Here is an 18,702-nt window from a genome sequence, read left to right as displayed (position 1 = left end):
CGTTCGGGGCACCCTGCTCGGAGCGATCATGTCGCTCCCGCCGGTGCGGGCGACGCCGCGGCGCTCAGCGGATCGCTGCGCTCTGCGGTGTCGTCGTTCGTGATCCATTGATGAAGCCGTACTACTCGTCGCTCGGTGAGCGGTGGATCGAGGGCTGCGAGCAACTCTGCCACCCGAACCGCACGCGGTTGGGTACCCAGTTCTGCGACGAGCCTCACGCCGGCAACGGTGCCGGTGTCGTCTGCTTCAATCGGCCCGTGCACGTCGAGACTGAGCACGAGGGGTCGCAGGTCATCGGTGACCGGCTTTCCCTTGCGCTCTCGGGTGACGACGATGGTGTCGGCAGCGAGCGCACGGGCCACGGCGCCGGCTGCGGTTTCGGCATCGACGTCGTCGACGTCGATCTGCCAGGTACAACTGGTGACTGCTTCCTGCAGCGAGGGGGTCTGTCGGTCGATGAACGCCACCGTAGTGACCGCCATCCCCACCGGCAGGTGACCGGTGAGCTCTGAGGTGAGCACGTCGAGATCCATCTCGACGTCGGTACGGGCCGGGTCGAGCTCGATGTCGAGATACTCGACGTTCGACTCGTGACCGGTCGAGAGCGCCAGGCCGAAACTGAGCTTCGGCCGCGGCGAGAATCCCTCGCTGTAGGCGACGGGCAATGACACCCGTCGCAGGGCGCGCTCCCAGATGCGGGCCACGTCGCGATGCGAGGTGAACCGGATCTTGCCGTGCTTCGAGAACGCCACGCGGATCTTGAGATTGTCGTTTCTCACAATCCCTCCGAACTCATGGTGCCGCCTCGATCTTCGCTCGGGGTTGCAGCACCACGGGCACCGCACCGCCCGAGGACAGGTCGACCCCGGTCCCCTGGCTGCCGCCCGCCGGCGGAGTGGCCGACGCCACCCGGTGTTCGATGCCGTAGCCGGTGCACGCGCCACAGTCGTAGCACGGGGTCCACCGGCAGTCCTCGAGGCCGAGTTCGTCGAGCGCGTCGCGCCAGTCCTGCCACAGGAAGTCCTTGTGGAGACCGGCGGAGAGGTGATCCCACGGGAGCACCTCGTCCTCGGTGCGGTGCCGGTGGACGTACCAGTCGACATCGCAGTTGTGGGCGGCCATCGCCTCGAGCCACAGGTCGTAGCTGAAGTGTTCGGACCATTCCTGGAAAGTGCCGCCGTGGCGCCACACGTGTTCGATGACGGGACCGAGCCGACGGTCGCCGCGGCTGGTGATGCCCTCGACGAGCGTGGCCCTCGGGTCGTGCCACTTGAGCTGCACGCCTTTCGACGGGCGGGTGTCGTCGCGCAGCAGGCCGATCTTGCGCTGCAGCTCGTCGACGGTGTTCTGCCCGAACCACTGGAACGGGGTGAACGGCTTGGGTACGAAGCCACCGACGGACACGGTGACCGATGCCGAGCTCTTGTGGGTCTTGCCCAGGGCCACGCAGTTGCGGGCGAGTTCAGCGATCCCGAGGGTGTCCTCGTCGGTCTCGGTGGGGAGACCGGTGAGGAAGTAGAGCTTCATGCGTCGCCAGCCCTGCGAGAAGGCGGACTCGACCGCGCCGTAGAGGTCCTCTTCGCGTATGAGCTTGTTGATGACCTGGCGCATGCGCCACGAGCCCGCCTCGGGGGCGAAGGTGAGGCCGGTGCGCCGGGCCCGTTGGATCTCGGCCGCGATGCCCACGGTGAACGCGTCGACCCGCAGGCTCGGCAGGGCCACGGAGATCTGGCCGGTGCCCCTGTCGGACACGGCACCCTTCACCACGCTCTCGATGCCGCTGAAATCGGCGGTCGAGAGGCTCGTGAGGGCGACCTCGTCGTAGCCGGTGCGCTGGAGCCCCTCGGAGATCATGCGGCTGACCTGCTCGGCCGGGCGCTCGCGCACCGGACGGGTGATCATGCCGGCCTGACAGAAGCGGCAGCCCCGGGTGCAACCGCGGAACACCTCGACCGAGAGGCGGTCGTGCACGACCTCGGTCATCGGTACCAGCTGCTGCTTCGGATACGGCCATTCGCCCAGGTCAGCGATGGTGCGTTTCTCGATCGTGGTGGGCACGTCGCTGTAACGGGGCGTGATGCCGGCCAGGAACGCACCGTCGTACTCGACCTCGTACATCGAGGGCACGTAGACCCCCGGCATCTTGGCCAGTTCCCGCAGCAGCCCTTCTCGGGTGCCGCTGTTCTTGCCGGACTTCTTCCACTCGCGGACGAGTTCGGTGATCTCGCCGACGGCTTCCTCGCCGTCGCCGAGAACCACGAAGTCGACGAAGTCGGCGATCGGTTCGGGGTTGTAGGTGCAGTGGCCGCCCACCCCGATCAGGGGGGCGTCGTCGGCCCGGTCGGCCTGACGAACCGGTACGCCGGCGAGGTCGATGCAGTTGACCAGGTTCGTGTAGGTCAGCTCGGCGCTGAGATTGAAGGCGATGATGTCGAAGTCACCGGCGCCGCGATGGGTGTCGACGGAGAACAACGGAATCCGCTCGCGGCGGATCACGGCTTCCATGTCGGTCCACGGCGCGTAGCTGCGCTCGGCGGCGCCGTCGGGGCGTTCGTTGATGATCTCGTAGAGGATCTGGAGACCCTGGTTGGGCAAGCCGATCTCGTAGGTGTCGGGATAGGTGAGCAGCCAGCTCACGATGCCCGGGCCGTGCTCGGGCGTCTGCATGCCGTCTTCACAGCCGATGTAGCGGGCCGGCTTCTGCACGTGGGGCAGCAGCGGTTCGAGCTGCGGCCACAGGGAGTTCATGCCCCTACGCTACCGGTGCCCCCAGCCGGTCCGGTGATCCCCCGCGACGTGGGGGGTCAGTGACGTTCGGTGTAGTCGTAGCGGCGGCGGTGCACGCCGAGGACGAGGCCGATGGCGACGAGCGACGTGACCATCGACGAGCCGCCGTACGACACCATGGGGAGCGGAATGCCGGTGACGGGCATCATTCCCATGGCCATACCGGTGCTCTGGAAGATCTGGAACAGGAACATCGCCATCACGCCGACGGTGATCAGCCGGTCGAACGAGTCGGTGGCCCGCAGGGCGATGCGCCACATGCGAAACAGCAGCAGGGCGTAGACCGCGAGGAGCAACCCGGCCCCCCGGAAGCCCAACTCCTCGCCGGCCACCGAGAAGATCCAGTCGGTCTCCTGGAACGGCACCAGTCCACTGCTGGTCTGGGTGCCCTCGAACAGTCCCTGCCCGCCGAGCCCCCCGTTGCCGATGGCGATCTGGCTCTGCTCGGCGTTGTAGGCCACGCGGAGCAGGTCACGGTCGTCGAGGGCATCGAGCTGGTCGTCGTTCAGCAGGAAGACGGTGAGCCGGTCCTGCTGGTACTCGGCCAGGATCTTCGATTGGAAGAGTCCGACCACGAGGGTGAGTCCGATGATCGCCAGCAGGGCGATCACCCGGCCCTTGGTCTCGCTCATCAGGATCATCACCGCCACGATCGCCATGTAGACGAGCACCGTGCCGAGGTCGGGTTGCAGCAGGATCATCATCACCGGCAGGCCGGCGAGCCCGAGCGTGAGGGCCAACCGGCCGACGGTGACCCCCGCCGCACCCAGGACCGCGGCCAGCGCCACGATCAGGACGAGTTTCCCGGGTTCGGAGGGCTGGAACGTGAAGCCGGCGACTCGATACCACGCCCGCGCCCCATTGATGTCGACGCCGACCACCAGCACCCCGGCGAGCAGGACGAAGAGTCCGGCGTAGGCCACAGGGATGAATCGGCGCACCCGACGGATGTCGACGAGGGCCACGCCGAACGCGAGTCCCATCCCCACGACGGCGAAGAACGCCTGTCGTTCGAGGAACGAGGTGTCGGCCGGCTGGAGCTCGTTGGCCGGACCCCGGGTGGCGGAGTAGACGAGCACGATGCCGAGCAGCGTGATGAACACCGCCGACGCGATGAGGATCGGGTCGACGACGAACCACCAGCGCTCATCGTCGTCATCATGGCGAACCCGGGGCGGGCTCGTGTCGTAGGTGCCGACGACCGTCACTCCGCCACCTCCGTCTGGTCGCCGGTCGACTCAGGATCGTCGTCGGGATCTTCCGTGGCGACCTCGTCGAGCGTGCGAGCCACCGGGAGGGTGTCGTTGGCGAACATCTCCATCAGACTCCGCACGATCGGGGCGGCGACGGCGCTGCCGAAGCCCGCTTCCTCGAGCACTGCGGAGATGGCGATCTCGGGATCTCGGCCCGGTAGCACCGGGCCGTAGGCGGCGAAGAGACTCGTGTCGGCCTTTCCGTCGACCTGTGCGGTGCCGGTCTTGCCCGCCACCGGCCAGGTGCTCAGCGGGAAACCGAGAAACGCGGACTCCCCGGTGCCCGAGACCGGCACGCCCAGAAGTCCCCTCTCGACTTCCGCGAGATGGGCCGGATCGACGTCGAGGTCGTTGAGCTTGCGGGGCAGGAACTCGGTGACGTTCTCACCGTCGGCCGACTCGATCCGAAGCGCGACGTTGATCTGGTAGAGCTGGCCGCCGTTGGCGATCGTGGCGTAGGAGTTGGTCAGCTGGATCGGGGTGACCAGGGTGCCGCCCTGCCCGATCGAGAGCAGCACGGTGTCGCCGGCGAGCCAGAGATCACCATCACGGATGAAGATGCCTTCCTCGAAGCCCGCGTCGAGGTAGGCCCGGTCGGGAATGACACCGGATGCCTCCGACGGCAGCTGCACCGCAGTGGTGCTACCCATCCCGAAGCGTCTCGCTACCGTCTGGATGAACTCGTCACCGTCGGGGCCGCGCGGCTCGGGGAAGAAGGCTTCCGCCCCGAGCTTGTAGAAGAACACGTCGCTCGACCCGGTCAGGGCCTCGATGAGCGTGTAGGAGACGGCGCGTCCCGGGTTCGGTCCCGGACTCGTGAAAGTGCAGGTGTCAGAGGCCTCGAAGTCGGATCGGCACTGGGGCAGCTCGTAGGTGTGGTTGTCCTCGATGTTCCCGTTGCGGGCTTCGACAATGGGGCTGTTGGGGCCGAGGTAGTCCTTCTCCAGCGCCGCGAATGCCACGAACGGCTTGAACGTGGATCCCGGCGCGTAGGCGCCCTGGATGGCCCGATTGAGGATCGGGTTGTAGTTCTCCGGGTCGTTGAGCACTGCGAACTGGGCGAACGAGATGCCGTTGACGAACTCCGACGGGTCGTAGGTCGGGAAGCTCGCCATGGCCAGCAGCTGACCGGTCATCGGGTCGGTCGCGACGATGGCGCCGGCCGGTGCGGCGATGTCGTCCTCTCCCCCGCCCGGGAGCGGGTTGCGCACGGCGGCCAGGCCCTCGGCCAGCTGGGCCTCGGCCTCGGCCTGGAGGTCGATGTCGATGGTCAGGTAGAGGTCGTCGCCGGGGACCGGGGTGCGAGAGAACTCGGTGCGTTCGCCGATGATCTCGCCGACGTTGTTCACCTCGACGTAGCGCACCCCGGGTACGCCGCGCAGTGACGCCTCGAAGGTTCGCTCCACGCCGGTCTTCCCGATCTCGTCGCTGAGTTGGTAGATCTTCGCGTCATCGGCGGTCCCGTCGATCCGGGCGTTGCCGGCCTGCATCTCCTCGAGGCTGACACTGCCGACATAGCCGAGCAGATGGGCGGCGAGGGAGCCGTAGGGGTACGTCCGCACCGTGCGCGACACGACGTCGACGCCCGGGAACTCGTCGGGCCGTTCACCCAGATAGATCAGCAGGCTCGAATCGACATCGACGGCGACCGGGACGACATCGAAGGAGCCGTAGTCGGCGCTGAGCATCTCGTCGCGGATCGTCTCGACCTTCGTGAGTCGACCCGACCGGCTGATGGTGGTGGCCAGCCGCTCGAAGAGGGCCTGTTGCTCGTCGGCGGTCAGATCGTTGATCACCGACTTGTCGAGGGTGACGACGTCGACGACCTTGTTGTCGACGAGCACCCGTCCGTTGCGGTCGAGGATGCGGCCGCGGGGCGCCTGCTCGAACACCTCGCGGATGACGAGTGCTTCGGCTTCGGCCTGGAACCCCTCGGACTCGATGCCCTGGAGGAACCAGAGCCGAGTGAACAGCGCGCCGAAGAGAATCAGCGCCACGAAGGCGAACATGCGGAGCCGCAATTGGCCGGCGTCGTCGTCCACGGCCACGAGATCAGCACACCCTCATGAGCGAGTGGGCGCGGCGGCGCCGAACGTGGTGCGGGTACGCAGGGCCCACCGCATCGGCCGGGCCATGATCGGGGCGATCAGCGCGTTGAGCAGGCCCGCGATGGACGCCACGCGAAGGAGTTCGAGATCGACGAGGCCACGTTGACCGACCACTTCGCCCAGCAGCGCGTAGGAGAGGACGGCGGCGAAGGTGCCGAGGAAGGCGAGACCGGCCACCTGCAGCCGGGAGTCGTGGAACAGGCCGGCCTCGATCGATCCCATGGCGAAGGCGACGATGGCGAACGAGATGGCGGCCAGGCCGAGTGGGGTCGGGAGCCACACGTCCCAGACGAGGCCGGCACAGAAGGCCACGGTGGCGCCCCTCTCGGGGCCGGCGAGGAATCCGGCGAGCACCGCGACCAGGGCGAGGAGCTCGGGGGCGACGCCGGCCACGCGCACGTCCACGAAGAGCGAGATCTGCAGCACGATCGAGATGACGAGTACGACACCGACCTTGGCGAACGTCATCCGTCGGCCTCCTCGTCACCGGCGCCGCCGTCCGTGGCCTCGTCGGGATCTGCGTCGGGATCGGTGCCCGCCGGCACGACGTCGAGCACGGGGTCGAGCAACGGGAAGTCGGTCGGCGGAGCGAGCACGATCACGCTGACGAACTGGAGGTCATCGACCGCGTTCGACAGCTCCACCTCGACCCGCATGGAGGCCTCGTCGGCCGAGCGCTCGACCGACAGGACCCGGCCGATCGGGATGTCGGCCGGGTAGCCGCTCTCGCCGGCCGTGACCACCGCCGAGCCGACGGCTGGAATCAGTGCCGGATCGTCGGTGGCCGGGTAGTCGAGGCCGCGATCGATCACGAAGAGCCCGCTCCCCCCGGGATCGGCGTGACCCAGGCCGACCTTGTCGGTCGAGACGAGGCGGGCGCCGACGAACACCGACGTGTCGCTCAACAACTTCACCGTCGCCGTGGTGTTGGTGACCGCGTCGACCCGCCCGACCAACCCCGCGGCGGTCACCACCGCCATGCCCGGTGCCAGTCCTTCATCGGCGCCCTTGTTGATGGTGATGAGATGGTCGTCGAAGTTGCCGATACTGCCGTACTGGACCTCGGCTGCGACGGTCTCGACATCCCCGACGTAGTCGAGTTCCGTGGCCTCGAGGAGACGGCGCAGGGTCTCGGTGTCGGCCTCGCCGCGGATCGCCGCCCCCCGCAACTCCTCGACCTCGGCCCGCAGTGCCGCGTTCTCGTCTTCGAGCTCGCCGTAGTTGAACACCGAGTTCCAGGCATTGCCCACCGGCGAGAACACCGACGCGGTGAGCGATGTGACCGGGTTGAGCATGTCCCGGGCGAGACGCTGCGCGCCGGCGATCGGCCCGAAGCCGTTGAGATCGACGGTGAGGAGCGTGATGGCCGTGAGCGCGAGAAGGATCAGCCGGTGCCGGGACCGCCCGGTCCGCGGAGCCAATGCCATGACGGGTCTGGGATCAGAGCTCGCCGGAGCCGAAGACGACGCCTCGCAGCGCCTCGAACTCCTCGAGTACCTGGCCCGAACCGATGGCCACGGCGTAGAGCGGCTCGGGGGCCAGACGAATCGGCATGCCGGTCTCGTTGGCCAGTCGCTGATCGATGCCCTGCAACAGGGCGCCGCCGCCGGCCAGCGTGATGCCACGTTCCATGATGTCGGCCGCGAGCTCGGGTGGCGTCTTGTCGAGTGTCGACTTCACCGCATCGCAGATCGCGGCCACGGGCTCCTCGAGTGCGTCGCGGATGTCCTCGGTGCCGATGATGATGGTTCGGGGCAGACCGGTGACGAGGTCGCGACCGCGGATCTCGGCCCGCAGTTCCTTGAGGAGCGGTGCGGCCGAGCCGAGCTGCATCTTGATCTCTTCGGCGGTGCGCTCGCCGAGGGCGAGGCTGTATTCCTTCTTGACGAACTGCACGATGGCGTCGTCGAGCTCGTCGCCGCCCACACGGGCCGATTGGCTGGCCACCACGCCACCGAGGGAGATGACGGCGACCTCGGTGGTGCCGCCGCCGATGTCGACGATCATGTTGCCGGTCGGCTCCTGCACGGGCAGGCCAGCGCCGATCGCCGCGGCCATGGGCTCTTCGATGATGTAGGCCGGCTTCTGGGCGCCGGCGAACTCGGCGGCTTCCTGCACGGCGCGTTGCTCGACGCCGGTGATGCCCGACGGCACGGCGATGACCATGCGGGGCTTGGCCCACTTGCGCTGGTGCACCTTGTGGATGAAGTAGCGCAGCATCTTCTCGCAGATCTCGAAGTCGGCGATGACGCCGTCCTTGAGCGGCCGGATGGCCTGGATGTTGGACGGTGTGCGGCCGATCATCCGCTTGGCTTCGTGGCCCACGGCCAAGGGCTTGCCGTCGTGGACGTTGATGGCGACCACCGACGGCTCGTCGAGCACGATGCCCTCGCCGCGCACGTAGACGAGCGTGTTGGCGGTGCCGAGGTCGACCGCCATGTCACGGCCCATCACGGAGCGGAAGCCGCTGCCGAACGAGTTGAGAAATGCTTCAGCGGCCATGCTCTGATGCCTCGAGTGCGATGGTGGACGACCAACACGAAAGGACACGACCCGTACGGTCTCCCTCCGCTGGACCGCAGTGTAGGCGCGTGGTGTCACCGAAACGCAACAGAACGACGAACTGTACCAGTCGGCCCACTCTGCGTGAGCGACCGTGCTCGCGCACCAGCTGCGAGGGACCGCTCAGAGACCCGGAAAGAAGATGCCGATTTCGCGCTGGGCGGAATCGAGCGAGTCGCTGCCGTGGATCAGGTTCTCGGTGAACAGCGTGCCGAGGTCGCCCCGGATGGTGCCCGGATCGGCGTCGAGCGGGTTGGTCGCACCCATCATGTTGCGCACGACCTTCCATGTGTGATCCGGACCTTCGAGCACCACCACGAACACCGGTCCCCGACTCATGAACTCGACGAGTCCGTCGTAGAACGGCTTGCCGGCGTGCTCCTCGTAGTGACGAGCCAGTGTGTCGGCGTCGAGGGTGCGGAGATCGGCGGCGACCAGCGTGAGCCCCTTGGTCTCGAAGCGGCCGATGATCTCACCGACGAGGCCACGTTCGACGCTGTCGGGCTTGCAGATGACGAGAGTGCGATCCATGGCCGGGAGGCTACCGCTGCGCTCTACCGGTTGATCGTGTAAGTGGCCGGCGTCGGCGTGTAGGGCTCACCGTCGTCATCGATCCAGTCGATCGTGATCTTGACGGGGAAGTCGTCGCGATCGAGGCCACTCCAGCTCGGCGTCTTGTTGCCACCGTTGTTGGTGGTGTACTTCCGGACCCGTGTGTCGCCGTTGGCGGTGACCCAGGTGATCTGGAAGTCCGTCCGGCGAAGCTTGTCGCCGTTGTCGTCGTCGAGCGTGATCTTGACCCGAGCCCGCCAGCCGTCCCGGCGCTCGCTCGTCTTGTTCTGAAAGCCGATCTCGGCCGGCGGATCGGAGGGAGCAGCCGTCGTCGTGGGAGCAGCCGTCGTCGGCGGCGCCGTCGTGGCCGGGACCGTCGTCGTCGCCACCGTGGTGGTGGAGCACGGCGAGCAGGTCGTGGTGGTCACGTCGAAGTAGGCGAGGTCGGCCTGGCCGATGTCGGAGGCCGTGTCGTCGTAGTGCTCGGACACACGGTCGTCCATCATCTCGAACGTTGCCGTCGAACCCGTCAGCAGGAGCGCCACGATCAGGCCGTACTCGACGCCGCTCGCGCCTCGTTCGCCACTTCGACGCAGTCGGTTGATGATGTCGGTGATGTTTCCCACACCATGGTTAACGGAGAGCCGCCGTCCTCAACCGATAGGCAGGTCGTCCCATTTGCGGTCTTTCGCGCTGGGCCGCCCGACCCAGTCGTCCTGGGCCGGGCGGCCTGGCCCTGCGACATCTCCCCAGGTCAGAGCTTCAGAACGTAGGTGTTCACGTCCGGTGTGTACGACTGCGACCCGTTGGTCACCGAATCGATCACGACGGTGACGGGGAAATCGCTGCTCTCCAGGCCTCCCCAGCTGATGGTGCTGGATCCGTTCTTGGCCGAGATCGTGTAGTTGAAGGTCTTCGTCTCGCCCGACCTGGTGCGCATCGTGGCCGTCACGGTTGCGTACCGCAGTCCGTCGCCCTTCTCGTCGACGAGCCAGATTCTGGTCCTGGCTGTCGCGACCCCCTTCTTGCTGACGGAACTCTGGTCGTCGAACTCCGAACTCGCCGGTGTGCCGGCCGGCTTCGCCGTGGTGGTCGTGGTCGGCTTCGCCGTCGTGGTGGTCGTCGGCTTCGCCGTCGTGGTCGGCGCTGCCGTCGTGGTCGGCGCTGCCGTCGTCGTCGGTGCCGCCGTCGTCGTCGGTGCCGCCGTTGTCGTCGTCGACGACGGGCATGCGTTGCACGTCGTGGTCGTCACGTCGAAGTAGCCGAGGTCCGGTGTCCCGATGTCGTGGGCCGTCTCGCTGAAGTTCGATTCGACCTGGTCGTCCATCAGTTCGAGCGACGCTGTGGACCCGGTCAACACGAGGCTGATGATCAGGGCGTATTCGACACCGCTGGCGCCACGATCACGTCGTGGCCGTACCCTCCGACGAGCGGGAAGAGTGAGTTGCATGCGCGAGTTACGGCGTCAAGTGACCCTAGGTTGATAGGCGCAATGGCCCTACTTTCTCGACCCCCGAAAGTCCCTGCTGAACTGGGGTTTCTCACCACTCGTCGGCGAGCGTCAGGGCGGCGGCAACGACGGTGATCGAGCCGGCCACCACGACCAGGTCGTCGTCGGCCGCGAGCGACATCGCGTGGTCGATCGCGCCGGCGACATCGACCACCACGTCGACATTCGCGCCCACTCGCTGGGCAGCCGCGGCGAGCGCCTCGGCGTCGACGCCACGGCGGCTCGGCGCGGTACACGCCACCACGACCTCGTAGGAGGCGGCATCGAGCGCATCGAGCACCGCGTCGGGGTCGCGTCCGTCCTGCATGCCGATCACCAGGAACCGGCGCGATCCGCCACCGAACTCCTCCTCGACCGCCTGGGCGAGGGCTTCGGCCGCGGGAACATTGTGGGCTGCATCGACCACCACCAGCGGTGACCGGTGGACCACCTGCAGCCGACCGTCGACGACGATCGTGTCGAACACCTCGGCGACGACGTCGTCGGCCAGCCGAGCGTCGAAGAACTCCTCGGCCGCCGCAATCGCTGCCGCCGCATTCTCGCCCTGGTGCTCGCCGTGGAGGCGCACGAAGACGTCGTCGTGTTCGCCACGGGGCGTGCGCACGTCGATCAGTCGACCGCCGACCGCCAGCTGGTTCTGGACGACCGCATAGTCGCGGCCGCCCGCCACGACGACGGAGGGTCCCTCGACCTCGATGAGGGCGAGCAACTCGGCGTCGCTCTCCCCCACCACCACCGGCCGGCCGGCCTCGACGATGCCCGCCTTCTCGGCGGCGACACGGGCCCGCCATCCGTCGGCGCCGTCGGTGTGGTCGAGACCCACGTTGGTGACCACGGCGACGTCGGCGTGGACGACGTTCGTCGAGTCGAAGCGGCCGAGCATGCCGACCTCGATGATCGCAGCGTCGACGGCCTCGTTGCCGAAGAGGAGGAGTGCGGCCGACGTGACGGTGTCGAACCAGGTGCGGGGGCCGAGTCCCTGCACGTCCTCGACCCGCACGACATCGGCGATCGCGAGCGCGAAGTCCTCCTCGCTGATCATTTCGCCCCCGATGCGGATGCGTTCCCTGGGCTCGTGGATGTGCGGGCTCGTGTAGAGGCCCACGCGCAACCCCATGACGGTGAAGATCCGTTCGAGCATGCGCGACGTCGAACCCTTGCCGTTGGTGCCCGTGACGTGAATGACCGGATAGGCCAGGTGCGGATCGCCAATGGCGCCCATGAACGCGAGCATGGGCTCGAGCGTGAGCCCCTTGATGGCGCCGGCCCGCGGTGTGACCTCGTGGTTGATCAGCGAATCGAGATGATCAACGGCCTCGAGATAGTCCACTCAGCTCGCAGCGCGTTCGTCGTCGGCGGTGACGAGCGTGGGCTCGGCGCCGTCGATGACCGTGTCGCGGTCGACGACCACGCGGATGACGTCGTCACGACCCGGGAGCTCGTACATGACGTCGAGGAGCGCACCCTCGAGGATGGCGCGCAGGCCGCGGGCGCCGGTGGCCCGCTTGATGGCCTCGTCGGCGATGGCGTGGAGGGCATCCTCGGTGAACTCGAGCTCGACGTTCTCGAACTCGAAGATCTTCTGGTACTGCTTGACCAGCGCATTGCGCGGTTCGGTGAGGATCTCGATCAGCGCGGCCGCGTCGAGATGGCTGACGGCACCCACGATCGGGAGCCGACCGATGAACTCGGGGATCAGACCGAACTTGGTGAGGTCCTCGGGCAGCACGGCGTCGAAGATCGCGCCGAGATCCTTGTCCTCGGCCTTTCGGATGTCGGCCCCGAAACCCACGCCCTTGGCGCCGATGCGGTTCTCGACGATCTTCTCGATGCCGGCGAACGCGCCGCCACAGATGAACAGCACGTTGGTGGTGTCGATCTGGATGAACTCCTGGTGCGGGTGTTTGCGGCCACCCTGCGGCGGCACGGCGGCCGTGGTGCCTTCGAGGATCTTCAGCAGCGCCTGCTGCACGCCCTCGCCCGAGACGTCACGGGTGATCGACGGGTTCTCGCTCTTGCGGGCGACCTTGTCGATCTCGTCGATGTAGATGATGCCGGTCTCTGCCTTCTTGACGTCGTAGTCGGCGGCCTGGATCAGCTTGAGCAGGATGTTCTCGACGTCTTCGCCCACGTAGCCGGCCTCGGTGAGCGCGGTGGCGTCGGCGATGGCGAACGGCACGTTGAGCATGCGGGCGAGGGTCTGGGCCATCAGGGTCTTGCCGCAGCCGGTGGGGCCGATCAACAAGATGTTGGACTTCGAGAGCTCGACCTCGCCGTCGAGTCCGGTGCCGAGCTGCACGCGCTTGTAGTGGTTGTAGACGGCGACGGCAAGGATCCGCTTGGCGGTGTCCTGGCCGACGATGTAGTCGTTGAGGAACTGGTAGATCTCCCGTGGCGACGGGAGTTCACCGAGGCTCACCTCGGAGGTCTCCGCGAGCTCCTCCTCGATGATCTCGTTGCAGAGGTCGATGCACTCGTCGCAGATGTAGACACCAGGACCAGCGATCAGCTTCTTGACCTGCTTCTGCGACTTCCCACAGAAAGAGCACTTGAGAAGTTCTCCACCTTCACCGAACTTTGCCACGCAGATTCCCTTCAGCCCTGTCGACGCTGTGTGCTGAGTCTGTCAGCCGATCGCGGTGATCGGACCGGAGTTGTCGACCACATTACGCGTATCGATGACCTCATCGATGATCCCGTACTCCTTGGCCTCCTGGGCGCTCATCACGAAGTCACGATCGGTGTCGGTCGAGATCTTCTCGACCGTCTGCCCCGTGTGGAACGCGAGCACCTCTTCGAGCGAACTCTTCATGCGGGCGATCTCCTTGGCGATCAGCTCGATGTCGCTGGCCTGGCCTTGGGCCCCGGCGTAGGGTTGATGGATCAGGATGCGGGCGTGGGGCAGGGCCATGCGCTTGCCCTTGGCCCCGGCGGCGAGCAGCACGGCGGCCGCCGATGCCGCCTGACCGAAGCAGATCGTGGTGATGTCGGGCTTGATGTACGACATCGTGTCGTAGATGGCGAACAACGCATTGATGTCGCCGCCCGGCGAGTTGATGTAGAGGTTGATGTCCTTGTCGGGGTTCTCCGACTCGAGGTGCAACAGCTGGGCGCAGATCAGGTTGGCGATGGTGTCGTCGATCGGTGTGCCGATGAAGATGATGTTCTCCTTCAACAACCGGCTGTAGAGATCGAAGGCACGCTCGCCGCGGTTGGTCTGCTCGACCACCGTCGGCACCAGATAGTTACGCGGGTTGATGTCCATCTCGCTGTGGATGCTCACTCTTCTTCTCCCTCGGACACGGCTTCTTCGGCTTCGTCGACTACTTCGGCTTCGTCGAGTTCTTCGGCGTCTTCTTCCGGGAACTCCAGTGTGGCCCGGTCGATCGGATCGCCATTCTCGTCGATCAGCTCCACGTTTTCCGTGAGCCACTCCAGAGCATCGCGTTTGCCCAGGTCAGCACGTAGGGAACTGAGCTGGCCGACCTCGGTGAGTCGGGCCTTGAGTTCAGCGCCGTCCTGGCCGGACTGGGCGGCCATCTCGTCGATCGCCTCGGTGAGCTTGTCGTCGTCGGGCATCAGGTTCTCGGACTCGGCGACGGTACGCAGCGCCAGGTCGACCTTGACGGCCTGCTCGGCCGGCTCCCGGAACTCGGCCCGGAGCTGGTCGGGGGTCTGCCCCATCTGGGCGAGGTACTGCCCAGGGTCGATGCCCTGCTGCTGCAGTCGACCGACCAGATCCTGGAGGCGGGCGTCGATCTCGTTCTCGATCATCGACTCGGGCACGTCGACGGTGACCAGCTCGGCCAACGCCTCGGCGGTGTTCTGCTGGAGCGCCATCCGGGATTGGGCGATGCGCATGGCGCCCATGCGCGTGACGAGGTCGGCCCGCAGTTCGTCGAGCGTCTCGAACTCGCTGCTCTCCGCGGCCCACGCGTCGTCGAGATCGGGAAGCACGGCTTCCTTCACTTCCTTGACGGTGACCTTGAAGGAGAGCGGTGCTTCTTCGTCGGGGTCGGGGTGCTCGGCATCGAACTCGAGAGCGTCGCCGGCGGATGCGCCCCGGAGGTTCTCGTCGATCTCGGCCACGACGGCGCCGGTGCCGACCTCGTAGTCGTAGTCGGAGGTGGTGAGGCCGGGAACGTCCTCGCCGTCGTGGGTGCCGGCGATGTCGATGGTGACATGGTCACCGTCTTGCGCGGGACGCTCGACCGCGACGAACTCGGCGTACTGCTGGCGCATGCGATCGATCTGCTCGTCGATCTCCTCGTCGCTCGGCGTGGGGCTCGGGATCTCGACCCGGAGCCCGTCGTAGCCGGCGACCTCGACGGTGGGACGGATCTCTACGACGGCATCGAAAGTGACCGCTCCGGCCTCCTGGCCGGCGGTGATCTCGATCTCCGGTGGGGCGATCACGTCGACGTCGTGGGCGACCACGGCCTGGGCGTAGTAGTCGGGCAACGCCTCGCGGAGTGCTTCCTCGCGGCCGATGCCCGAGCCGAACTGCGCCTCGAGCAGCTTGCGCGGGGCCTTGCCCGGTCGGAAGCCCGGCATACGGACCTCCTTCGCGATGCGCTTGAAGGCGGCGTTGATGGCCGTGTCGAATTCGGCCTCGTCGACCTCGACCGAGAGCTTGACCTTGTTGTCGTCAAGGAGCTCGACCGTGCTGGAGATCGGGCTGGTGGATACTGCGCTGGAACTCATTGTTTGATACCCATTGCCGGGAAGCCTAACGGCGCGCCGACCGTCCGCAGTCGGCCGCTAGTCTCTCCTCACCCGCGGGTGTAGTTCAACGGCTAGAACTTCAGCCTTCCAAGCTGATGATGCGGGTTCGATTCCCGTCACCCGCTCCACCACCGTTGCAATCGGGGTCAGACCCCCGTTGCAGTCAGTGTCGGTCTACCCTCACTGCCATCGTGCAGACGGCCCCCTCGTCCGAGAATCAGAACGCGCCGGGTCAGCAGGGCAACCTGGGCACCTTCGGTGGTGTGTTCACCCCGAGCATCCTGACGATCCTCGGACTGGTCCTGTTCCTCCGCGTCGCCTACGTCGTGGGATCGGTGGGCCTGCTGCGGGCCCTTCTCATCCTCGGACTCGCCACCACAGTCTCGGTTCTGACCAGCATCTCGCTCGCCACCGTCGCGACGAACATGAAGGTTCGCGGCGGCGGCGAGTACTTCCTCATATCCCGCACACTCGGCATCGAGTTCGGCGGGGCCGTCGGGGTCGTGCTCTACCTGGCGATCTCGGTGTCGATCGCCTTCTACGCCATCGGCTTCGCCGAGGCGGTGGCGGCCTCGTTCGACAGCGACGACAGAATGCTCATCCGGCTGATTGCCGCTGGCCTGGTGCTGCTTCTCGCGGGTGTCGGAGCGATCGGAGCCGACCTCGCAACCCGCCTTCAGTATCTCGTCATGGTCCTGCTGGTGGTCGCGCTGGGGTCGTTCTTCTTGGGAGCGATCGGCGAGTTCGACGGAACGACACTCGGTGACAACATCGACCAGCCGACCGGCGGCGTCGGCTTCTGGGAAGCGTTCGCCATCTTCTTTCCGGCCGTGACCGGATTCAGCCAGGGCGTTGCGATGTCGGGCGATCTGCGCACTCCGAGCCGTTCCATCACGCGCGGCACCTTCGCTGCGATCGGGCTCTCGACCGTGGTCTACATCGCTGCCGTCGTACTGCTCGCGGGTGCCGCACCTGCGGCCGTCCTCGCTGCCGAGACGACGACGATCATGGGCGACCTCTCCGTCCTCACCTGGACCATCCTCGTCGGCGTGCTCGCGGCAACGCTCTCCTCGGCGCTCGCGTCGACGCTGGGAGCGCCACGTGTCCTGCAACGCCTGGGCGAGGACCACGTACTTCCCCGGCTCGACACCTTCGCGGTGGGTGTGGGCCCGTCGAACAACCCCCGCCGGGCGCTCGCGGTGTGCGTGGTCATCGCCCTCGTCACGGTGATGGCCGGCGACCTCAACGCGATCGCCCCGATCATCTCGATGTTCTTTCTCGCGACCTACGGGCTGATCAACTACGCCACCTACTACGAGATCCGGGCGGGCAGCACGTCGTTTCGTCCCCGATTCCGCTGGTACGACCGGCGGGCCAGCCTGGCCGGCACGATCGCCTGCGGCGGGGCCATCGTGGCCATCAACCCCCTGGCGGGCGCCGTTGCCGCGCTCGTGCTGCTCGCCCTCTTCAACTATCTGCGCCACCGCGATGTGCCCGACCGATGGGTCGACAGCTCCGGCTCGCATCACTACACGAAGTCGCGTCAGCACCTGCACTCGTTGGCCGCCGAACCGGTGGGCCATCACGACTGGCGGCCGGCGATCCTGGCCTTCGTCCCCCGCGACCCGACCAGCCGCCGCCGCATGGTCACGATCGCGTCGTGGCTCGAAGGCAACTCGGGCTTCCTCACCGCAGTGCGGGTGCTCCAGGGGTCGGGTCCGCTGCTGCGACGACAGGCCGGGCACATCGAAGCCGATCTCGCCGCCGAAGTCGCCGAACTCGCGCCCGGGGCCTTTGCCCGCACGCTGGTCGTCGCCGACACCGACGCCGGCGTGCAAGCCCTCGTGCAGTCCCATGGCCTCGGCCCGATCCGCGCCAACCTCACCGTCTTCGGCGTCGGCGACCTGCGGGGCAGCGAGGAGGACCTCCAGATCTATCGCTCGATGTTGCAGAACTGCGCCCGCTTCGGGACCAACGTCGCCATCACCAACGTCCGCGACGACGCCTGGGAGCGGTTCGAGTCCACACCGCCGAAGAGCCGATCGATCGCGCTGTGGTGGTCCGACGATCAGGCCGGTCAGCTCATCACCCTCCTGGGCTGGCTGGTGCAGCGTCACCCCGACTGGGGCGGCGCATCGATCGTCGTCCACGTGCCCGAGGTGGGCGATGACTCCGAGGCCGAGTTGGCCAGGGTGGCTGCGGTTCTCGAGGACGGCCGCATCGATGCCACCGTACGCGTCGTCGATCGGTCCCCCGCTGCGCTGACGAACGCGCTCGGCGACGCGACCCTGGCGCTGGCCCCACTGCGCATCCGCCGCGGCGCGGCGATCGGCCCCTTCGACACACCGCTCGGCATGCTCGTCGAGAGTCTGCCGCTTGCCGTGATGATCCTCGCATCGGAACAGATCGACCTCGATGCCGAAGCCGATGACGACGATCTCGTCGCCCTCGCCGAGCTGAGCGAGCAGGCCGCGGCGGCCCGCCGGTGGGCCGCCGAACTCGATGCCACCGCCGCCGGACTCCTGGTGACCGCCGAGGCACTCCGTCTCGAGGTCGGGGCGGCTGATCAGGCCGACGGCGACGCCCGGGCCGAGATGGAGGCCCGCCTGGCCGAGGCCGACGCTGCCGCGTCGTCCGCCTATCGCACCTATGTCGACGCCAAGTCGCGCAGCGCGGCGCTCGACGCCCGCGTGGTCGAACTGGCACCCCGGGGCTCCGGCGTGGAGGTCGATCCCGAGATCTGGACGAGTCGCGCCCGCAAGCCGAGTTGACCTGAACGGCCCGCTGCGGCCGTTCGACAGGTCAGGGCCCGACGTCGCCGGTGAGGACGACGAGGGCGGGCACGTCGCCCTCCAATCGCTCGGTGGCCATCGTCAGCCGCACCTCACCGGTCACATCGAACTCCAACGGCACCTGATCCCCCACCGACAGATCACCCGAGAACACCTCGACACCACCCACCGCCAACTCCACCCGCGTCACCGTCGCACCGGCCGACGAATCCGACACCGCCACGAACCCCACGAACGACGAGTACCGCGTCCCCAGATCGAACTCCGAACTCGTCTCCGAGATGTAGCGATTCGGTGTCTCACAACCCCACACGTCGCGATGATCCACCCCCAACACCGTCACCGTCGCCACCTCACCGCAATACACCGCCGTCTCCACCAACCCCCGAGACACCAACGACGCCGCCACCGCC

The 18,702-nt window shown here is 67.1% G+C and carries 17 protein-coding genes and 1 tRNA gene; 3 read left to right on the top strand and 15 right to left on the bottom strand.

Annotated features, from left to right (window positions below; all coding sequences use genetic code 11):
• Positions 1 to 26: 26 nt before the first annotated feature.
• The 10 genes from RIB98_16055 to RIB98_16010 form a co-directional block, all read right to left on the bottom strand.
• Entirely contained in the window at positions 27 to 779 is a 753-nt protein-coding gene (locus RIB98_16055) for a TIGR03936 family radical SAM-associated protein (protein ID MEQ8842497.1), read from the bottom strand.
• A gap of 13 nt (positions 780 to 792) precedes the next feature.
• A complete protein-coding gene (locus RIB98_16050) occupies positions 793 to 2,748 on the bottom strand; it encodes a TIGR03960 family B12-binding radical SAM protein (protein MEQ8842496.1) in 1,956 nt (651 codons plus the stop codon).
• Positions 2,749 to 2,804: 56 nt separating this feature from the next.
• Positions 2,805 to 3,995: an FtsW/RodA/SpoVE family cell cycle protein gene (locus tag RIB98_16045; protein MEQ8842495.1), complete on the bottom strand. Its 1,191-nt coding sequence runs from the start codon at positions 3,993 to 3,995 to the stop codon at positions 2,805 to 2,807.
• Positions 3,992 to 6,088 carry a penicillin-binding protein 2 gene (mrdA, locus tag RIB98_16040; protein MEQ8842494.1) on the bottom strand — a complete coding sequence of 699 codons (2,097 nt, stop codon included), beginning with the start codon at positions 6,086 to 6,088 and terminating at the stop codon, positions 3,992 to 3,994. Before mrdA ends, RIB98_16045 begins: the two co-directional genes overlap by 4 nt.
• 15 nt (positions 6,089 to 6,103) lie before the next feature.
• Positions 6,104 to 6,616, bottom strand: a complete 513-nt coding sequence (gene mreD, locus RIB98_16035) for a rod shape-determining protein MreD (protein MEQ8842493.1) — start codon at positions 6,614 to 6,616, stop codon at positions 6,104 to 6,106.
• Positions 6,613 to 7,575 (bottom strand): rod shape-determining protein MreC, encoded by a 963-nt coding sequence (gene mreC, locus RIB98_16030; protein ID MEQ8842492.1) that lies wholly within the window; start codon positions 7,573 to 7,575, stop codon positions 6,613 to 6,615. The genes mreD and mreC overlap by 4 nt, the downstream gene beginning before the upstream one ends.
• A 13-nt stretch (positions 7,576 to 7,588) precedes the next feature.
• Entirely contained in the window at positions 7,589 to 8,650 is a 1,062-nt protein-coding gene (locus RIB98_16025; GenBank protein ID MEQ8842491.1) for a rod shape-determining protein, read from the bottom strand.
• 183 nt (positions 8,651 to 8,833) lie between these two features.
• A complete protein-coding gene (gene ndk, locus RIB98_16020) occupies positions 8,834 to 9,241 on the bottom strand; it encodes a nucleoside-diphosphate kinase (protein MEQ8842490.1) in 408 nt (135 codons plus the stop codon).
• 23 nt (positions 9,242 to 9,264) lie between these two features.
• Positions 9,265 to 9,888 (bottom strand): hypothetical protein, encoded by a 624-nt coding sequence (locus RIB98_16015; protein ID MEQ8842489.1) that lies wholly within the window; start codon positions 9,886 to 9,888, stop codon positions 9,265 to 9,267.
• Positions 9,889 to 10,016: 128 nt separating this feature from the next.
• Positions 10,017 to 10,202: a hypothetical protein gene (locus RIB98_16010; GenBank protein ID MEQ8842488.1), complete on the bottom strand. Its 186-nt coding sequence runs from the start codon at positions 10,200 to 10,202 to the stop codon at positions 10,017 to 10,019.
• Between RIB98_16010 and RIB98_16005 the strand changes: the two genes are divergently transcribed.
• On the top strand, positions 10,195 to 10,524 hold the full coding sequence (locus tag RIB98_16005; GenBank protein MEQ8842487.1) for a hypothetical protein: 330 nt from the start codon (positions 10,195 to 10,197) through the stop codon (positions 10,522 to 10,524). The genes RIB98_16010 and RIB98_16005 overlap by 8 nt on opposite strands.
• A 279-nt stretch (positions 10,525 to 10,803) precedes the next feature.
• Here RIB98_16005 and RIB98_16000 read toward each other — a convergent pair whose 3' ends face one another.
• Genes RIB98_16000 through tig form a run of 4 tightly spaced genes read right to left on the bottom strand, consistent with a single transcriptional unit; the run spans position 10,804 to position 15,476 of the window.
• Entirely contained in the window at positions 10,804 to 12,102 is a 1,299-nt protein-coding gene (locus RIB98_16000; protein ID MEQ8842486.1) for a Mur ligase family protein, read from the bottom strand.
• A complete protein-coding gene (gene clpX / locus RIB98_15995; protein ID MEQ8842485.1) occupies positions 12,103 to 13,356 on the bottom strand; it encodes an ATP-dependent Clp protease ATP-binding subunit ClpX in 1,254 nt (417 codons plus the stop codon).
• 42 nt (positions 13,357 to 13,398) lie between these two features.
• The gene (locus tag RIB98_15990) at positions 13,399 to 14,055 is read right to left on the bottom strand and encodes an ATP-dependent Clp protease proteolytic subunit (protein MEQ8842484.1); all 657 of its coding nucleotides are present in this window, start codon (positions 14,053 to 14,055) and stop codon (positions 13,399 to 13,401) included.
• The gene (gene tig / locus RIB98_15985) at positions 14,052 to 15,476 is read right to left on the bottom strand and encodes a trigger factor (GenBank protein ID MEQ8842483.1); all 1,425 of its coding nucleotides are present in this window, start codon (positions 15,474 to 15,476) and stop codon (positions 14,052 to 14,054) included. Before tig ends, RIB98_15990 begins: the two co-directional genes overlap by 4 nt.
• 74 nt (positions 15,477 to 15,550) lie before the next feature.
• Here tig and RIB98_15980 point away from each other — a divergent pair.
• Both RIB98_15980 and RIB98_15975 read left to right on the top strand, forming a co-directional pair.
• Positions 15,551 to 15,625 (top strand) — tRNA-Gly (locus RIB98_15980).
• Between the two features lie 63 nt (positions 15,626 to 15,688).
• Complete coding sequence (locus RIB98_15975; protein MEQ8842482.1) at positions 15,689 to 18,268, top strand: hypothetical protein; 2,580 nt, start codon at positions 15,689 to 15,691, stop codon at positions 18,266 to 18,268.
• A 31-nt stretch (positions 18,269 to 18,299) separates the two neighbouring features.
• On the opposite strand, the gene RIB98_15970 is transcribed toward RIB98_15975, so the two are convergent.
• A partial coding sequence (locus RIB98_15970) for a hypothetical protein (protein ID MEQ8842481.1) occupies positions 18,300 to 18,702 on the bottom strand: 403 nt, incomplete at its 5' end.

It is taken from the genome of Acidimicrobiales bacterium, assembly GCA_040219515.1.
In the GTDB taxonomy this organism is placed as follows: Bacteria; Actinomycetota; Acidimicrobiia; order Acidimicrobiales; family Aldehydirespiratoraceae; genus JAJRXC01.
This window is presented reverse-complemented; position numbering and strand designations above follow the sequence as displayed.

What these genes read in the sequence shown, in the direction of transcription:
- RIB98_16050 (MEQ8842496.1), bottom strand. Translation starts at nt 2,748, where the DNA reads ATGAACTCCCTGTGGCCGCAGCTCGAACCGCTGCTGCCCCACGTGCAG.
- mreD (MEQ8842493.1), bottom strand. Translation starts at nt 6,616, where the DNA reads ATGACGTTCGCCAAGGTCGGTGTCGTACTCGTCATCTCGATCGTGCTG.
- mreC (MEQ8842492.1), bottom strand. Translation starts at nt 7,575, where the DNA reads ATGGCATTGGCTCCGCGGACCGGGCGGTCCCGGCACCGGCTGATCCTT.
- RIB98_16025 (MEQ8842491.1), bottom strand. Translation starts at nt 8,650, where the DNA reads ATGGCCGCTGAAGCATTTCTCAACTCGTTCGGCAGCGGCTTCCGCTCC.
- ndk (MEQ8842490.1), bottom strand. Translation starts at nt 9,241, where the DNA reads ATGGATCGCACTCTCGTCATCTGCAAGCCCGACAGCGTCGAACGTGGC.
- RIB98_16010 (MEQ8842488.1), bottom strand. Translation starts at nt 10,202, where the DNA reads ATGCGCACCAGGTCGGGCGAGACGAAGACCTTCAACTACACGATCTCG.
- tig (MEQ8842483.1), bottom strand. Translation starts at nt 15,476, where the DNA reads ATGAGTTCCAGCGCAGTATCCACCAGCCCGATCTCCAGCACGGTCGAG.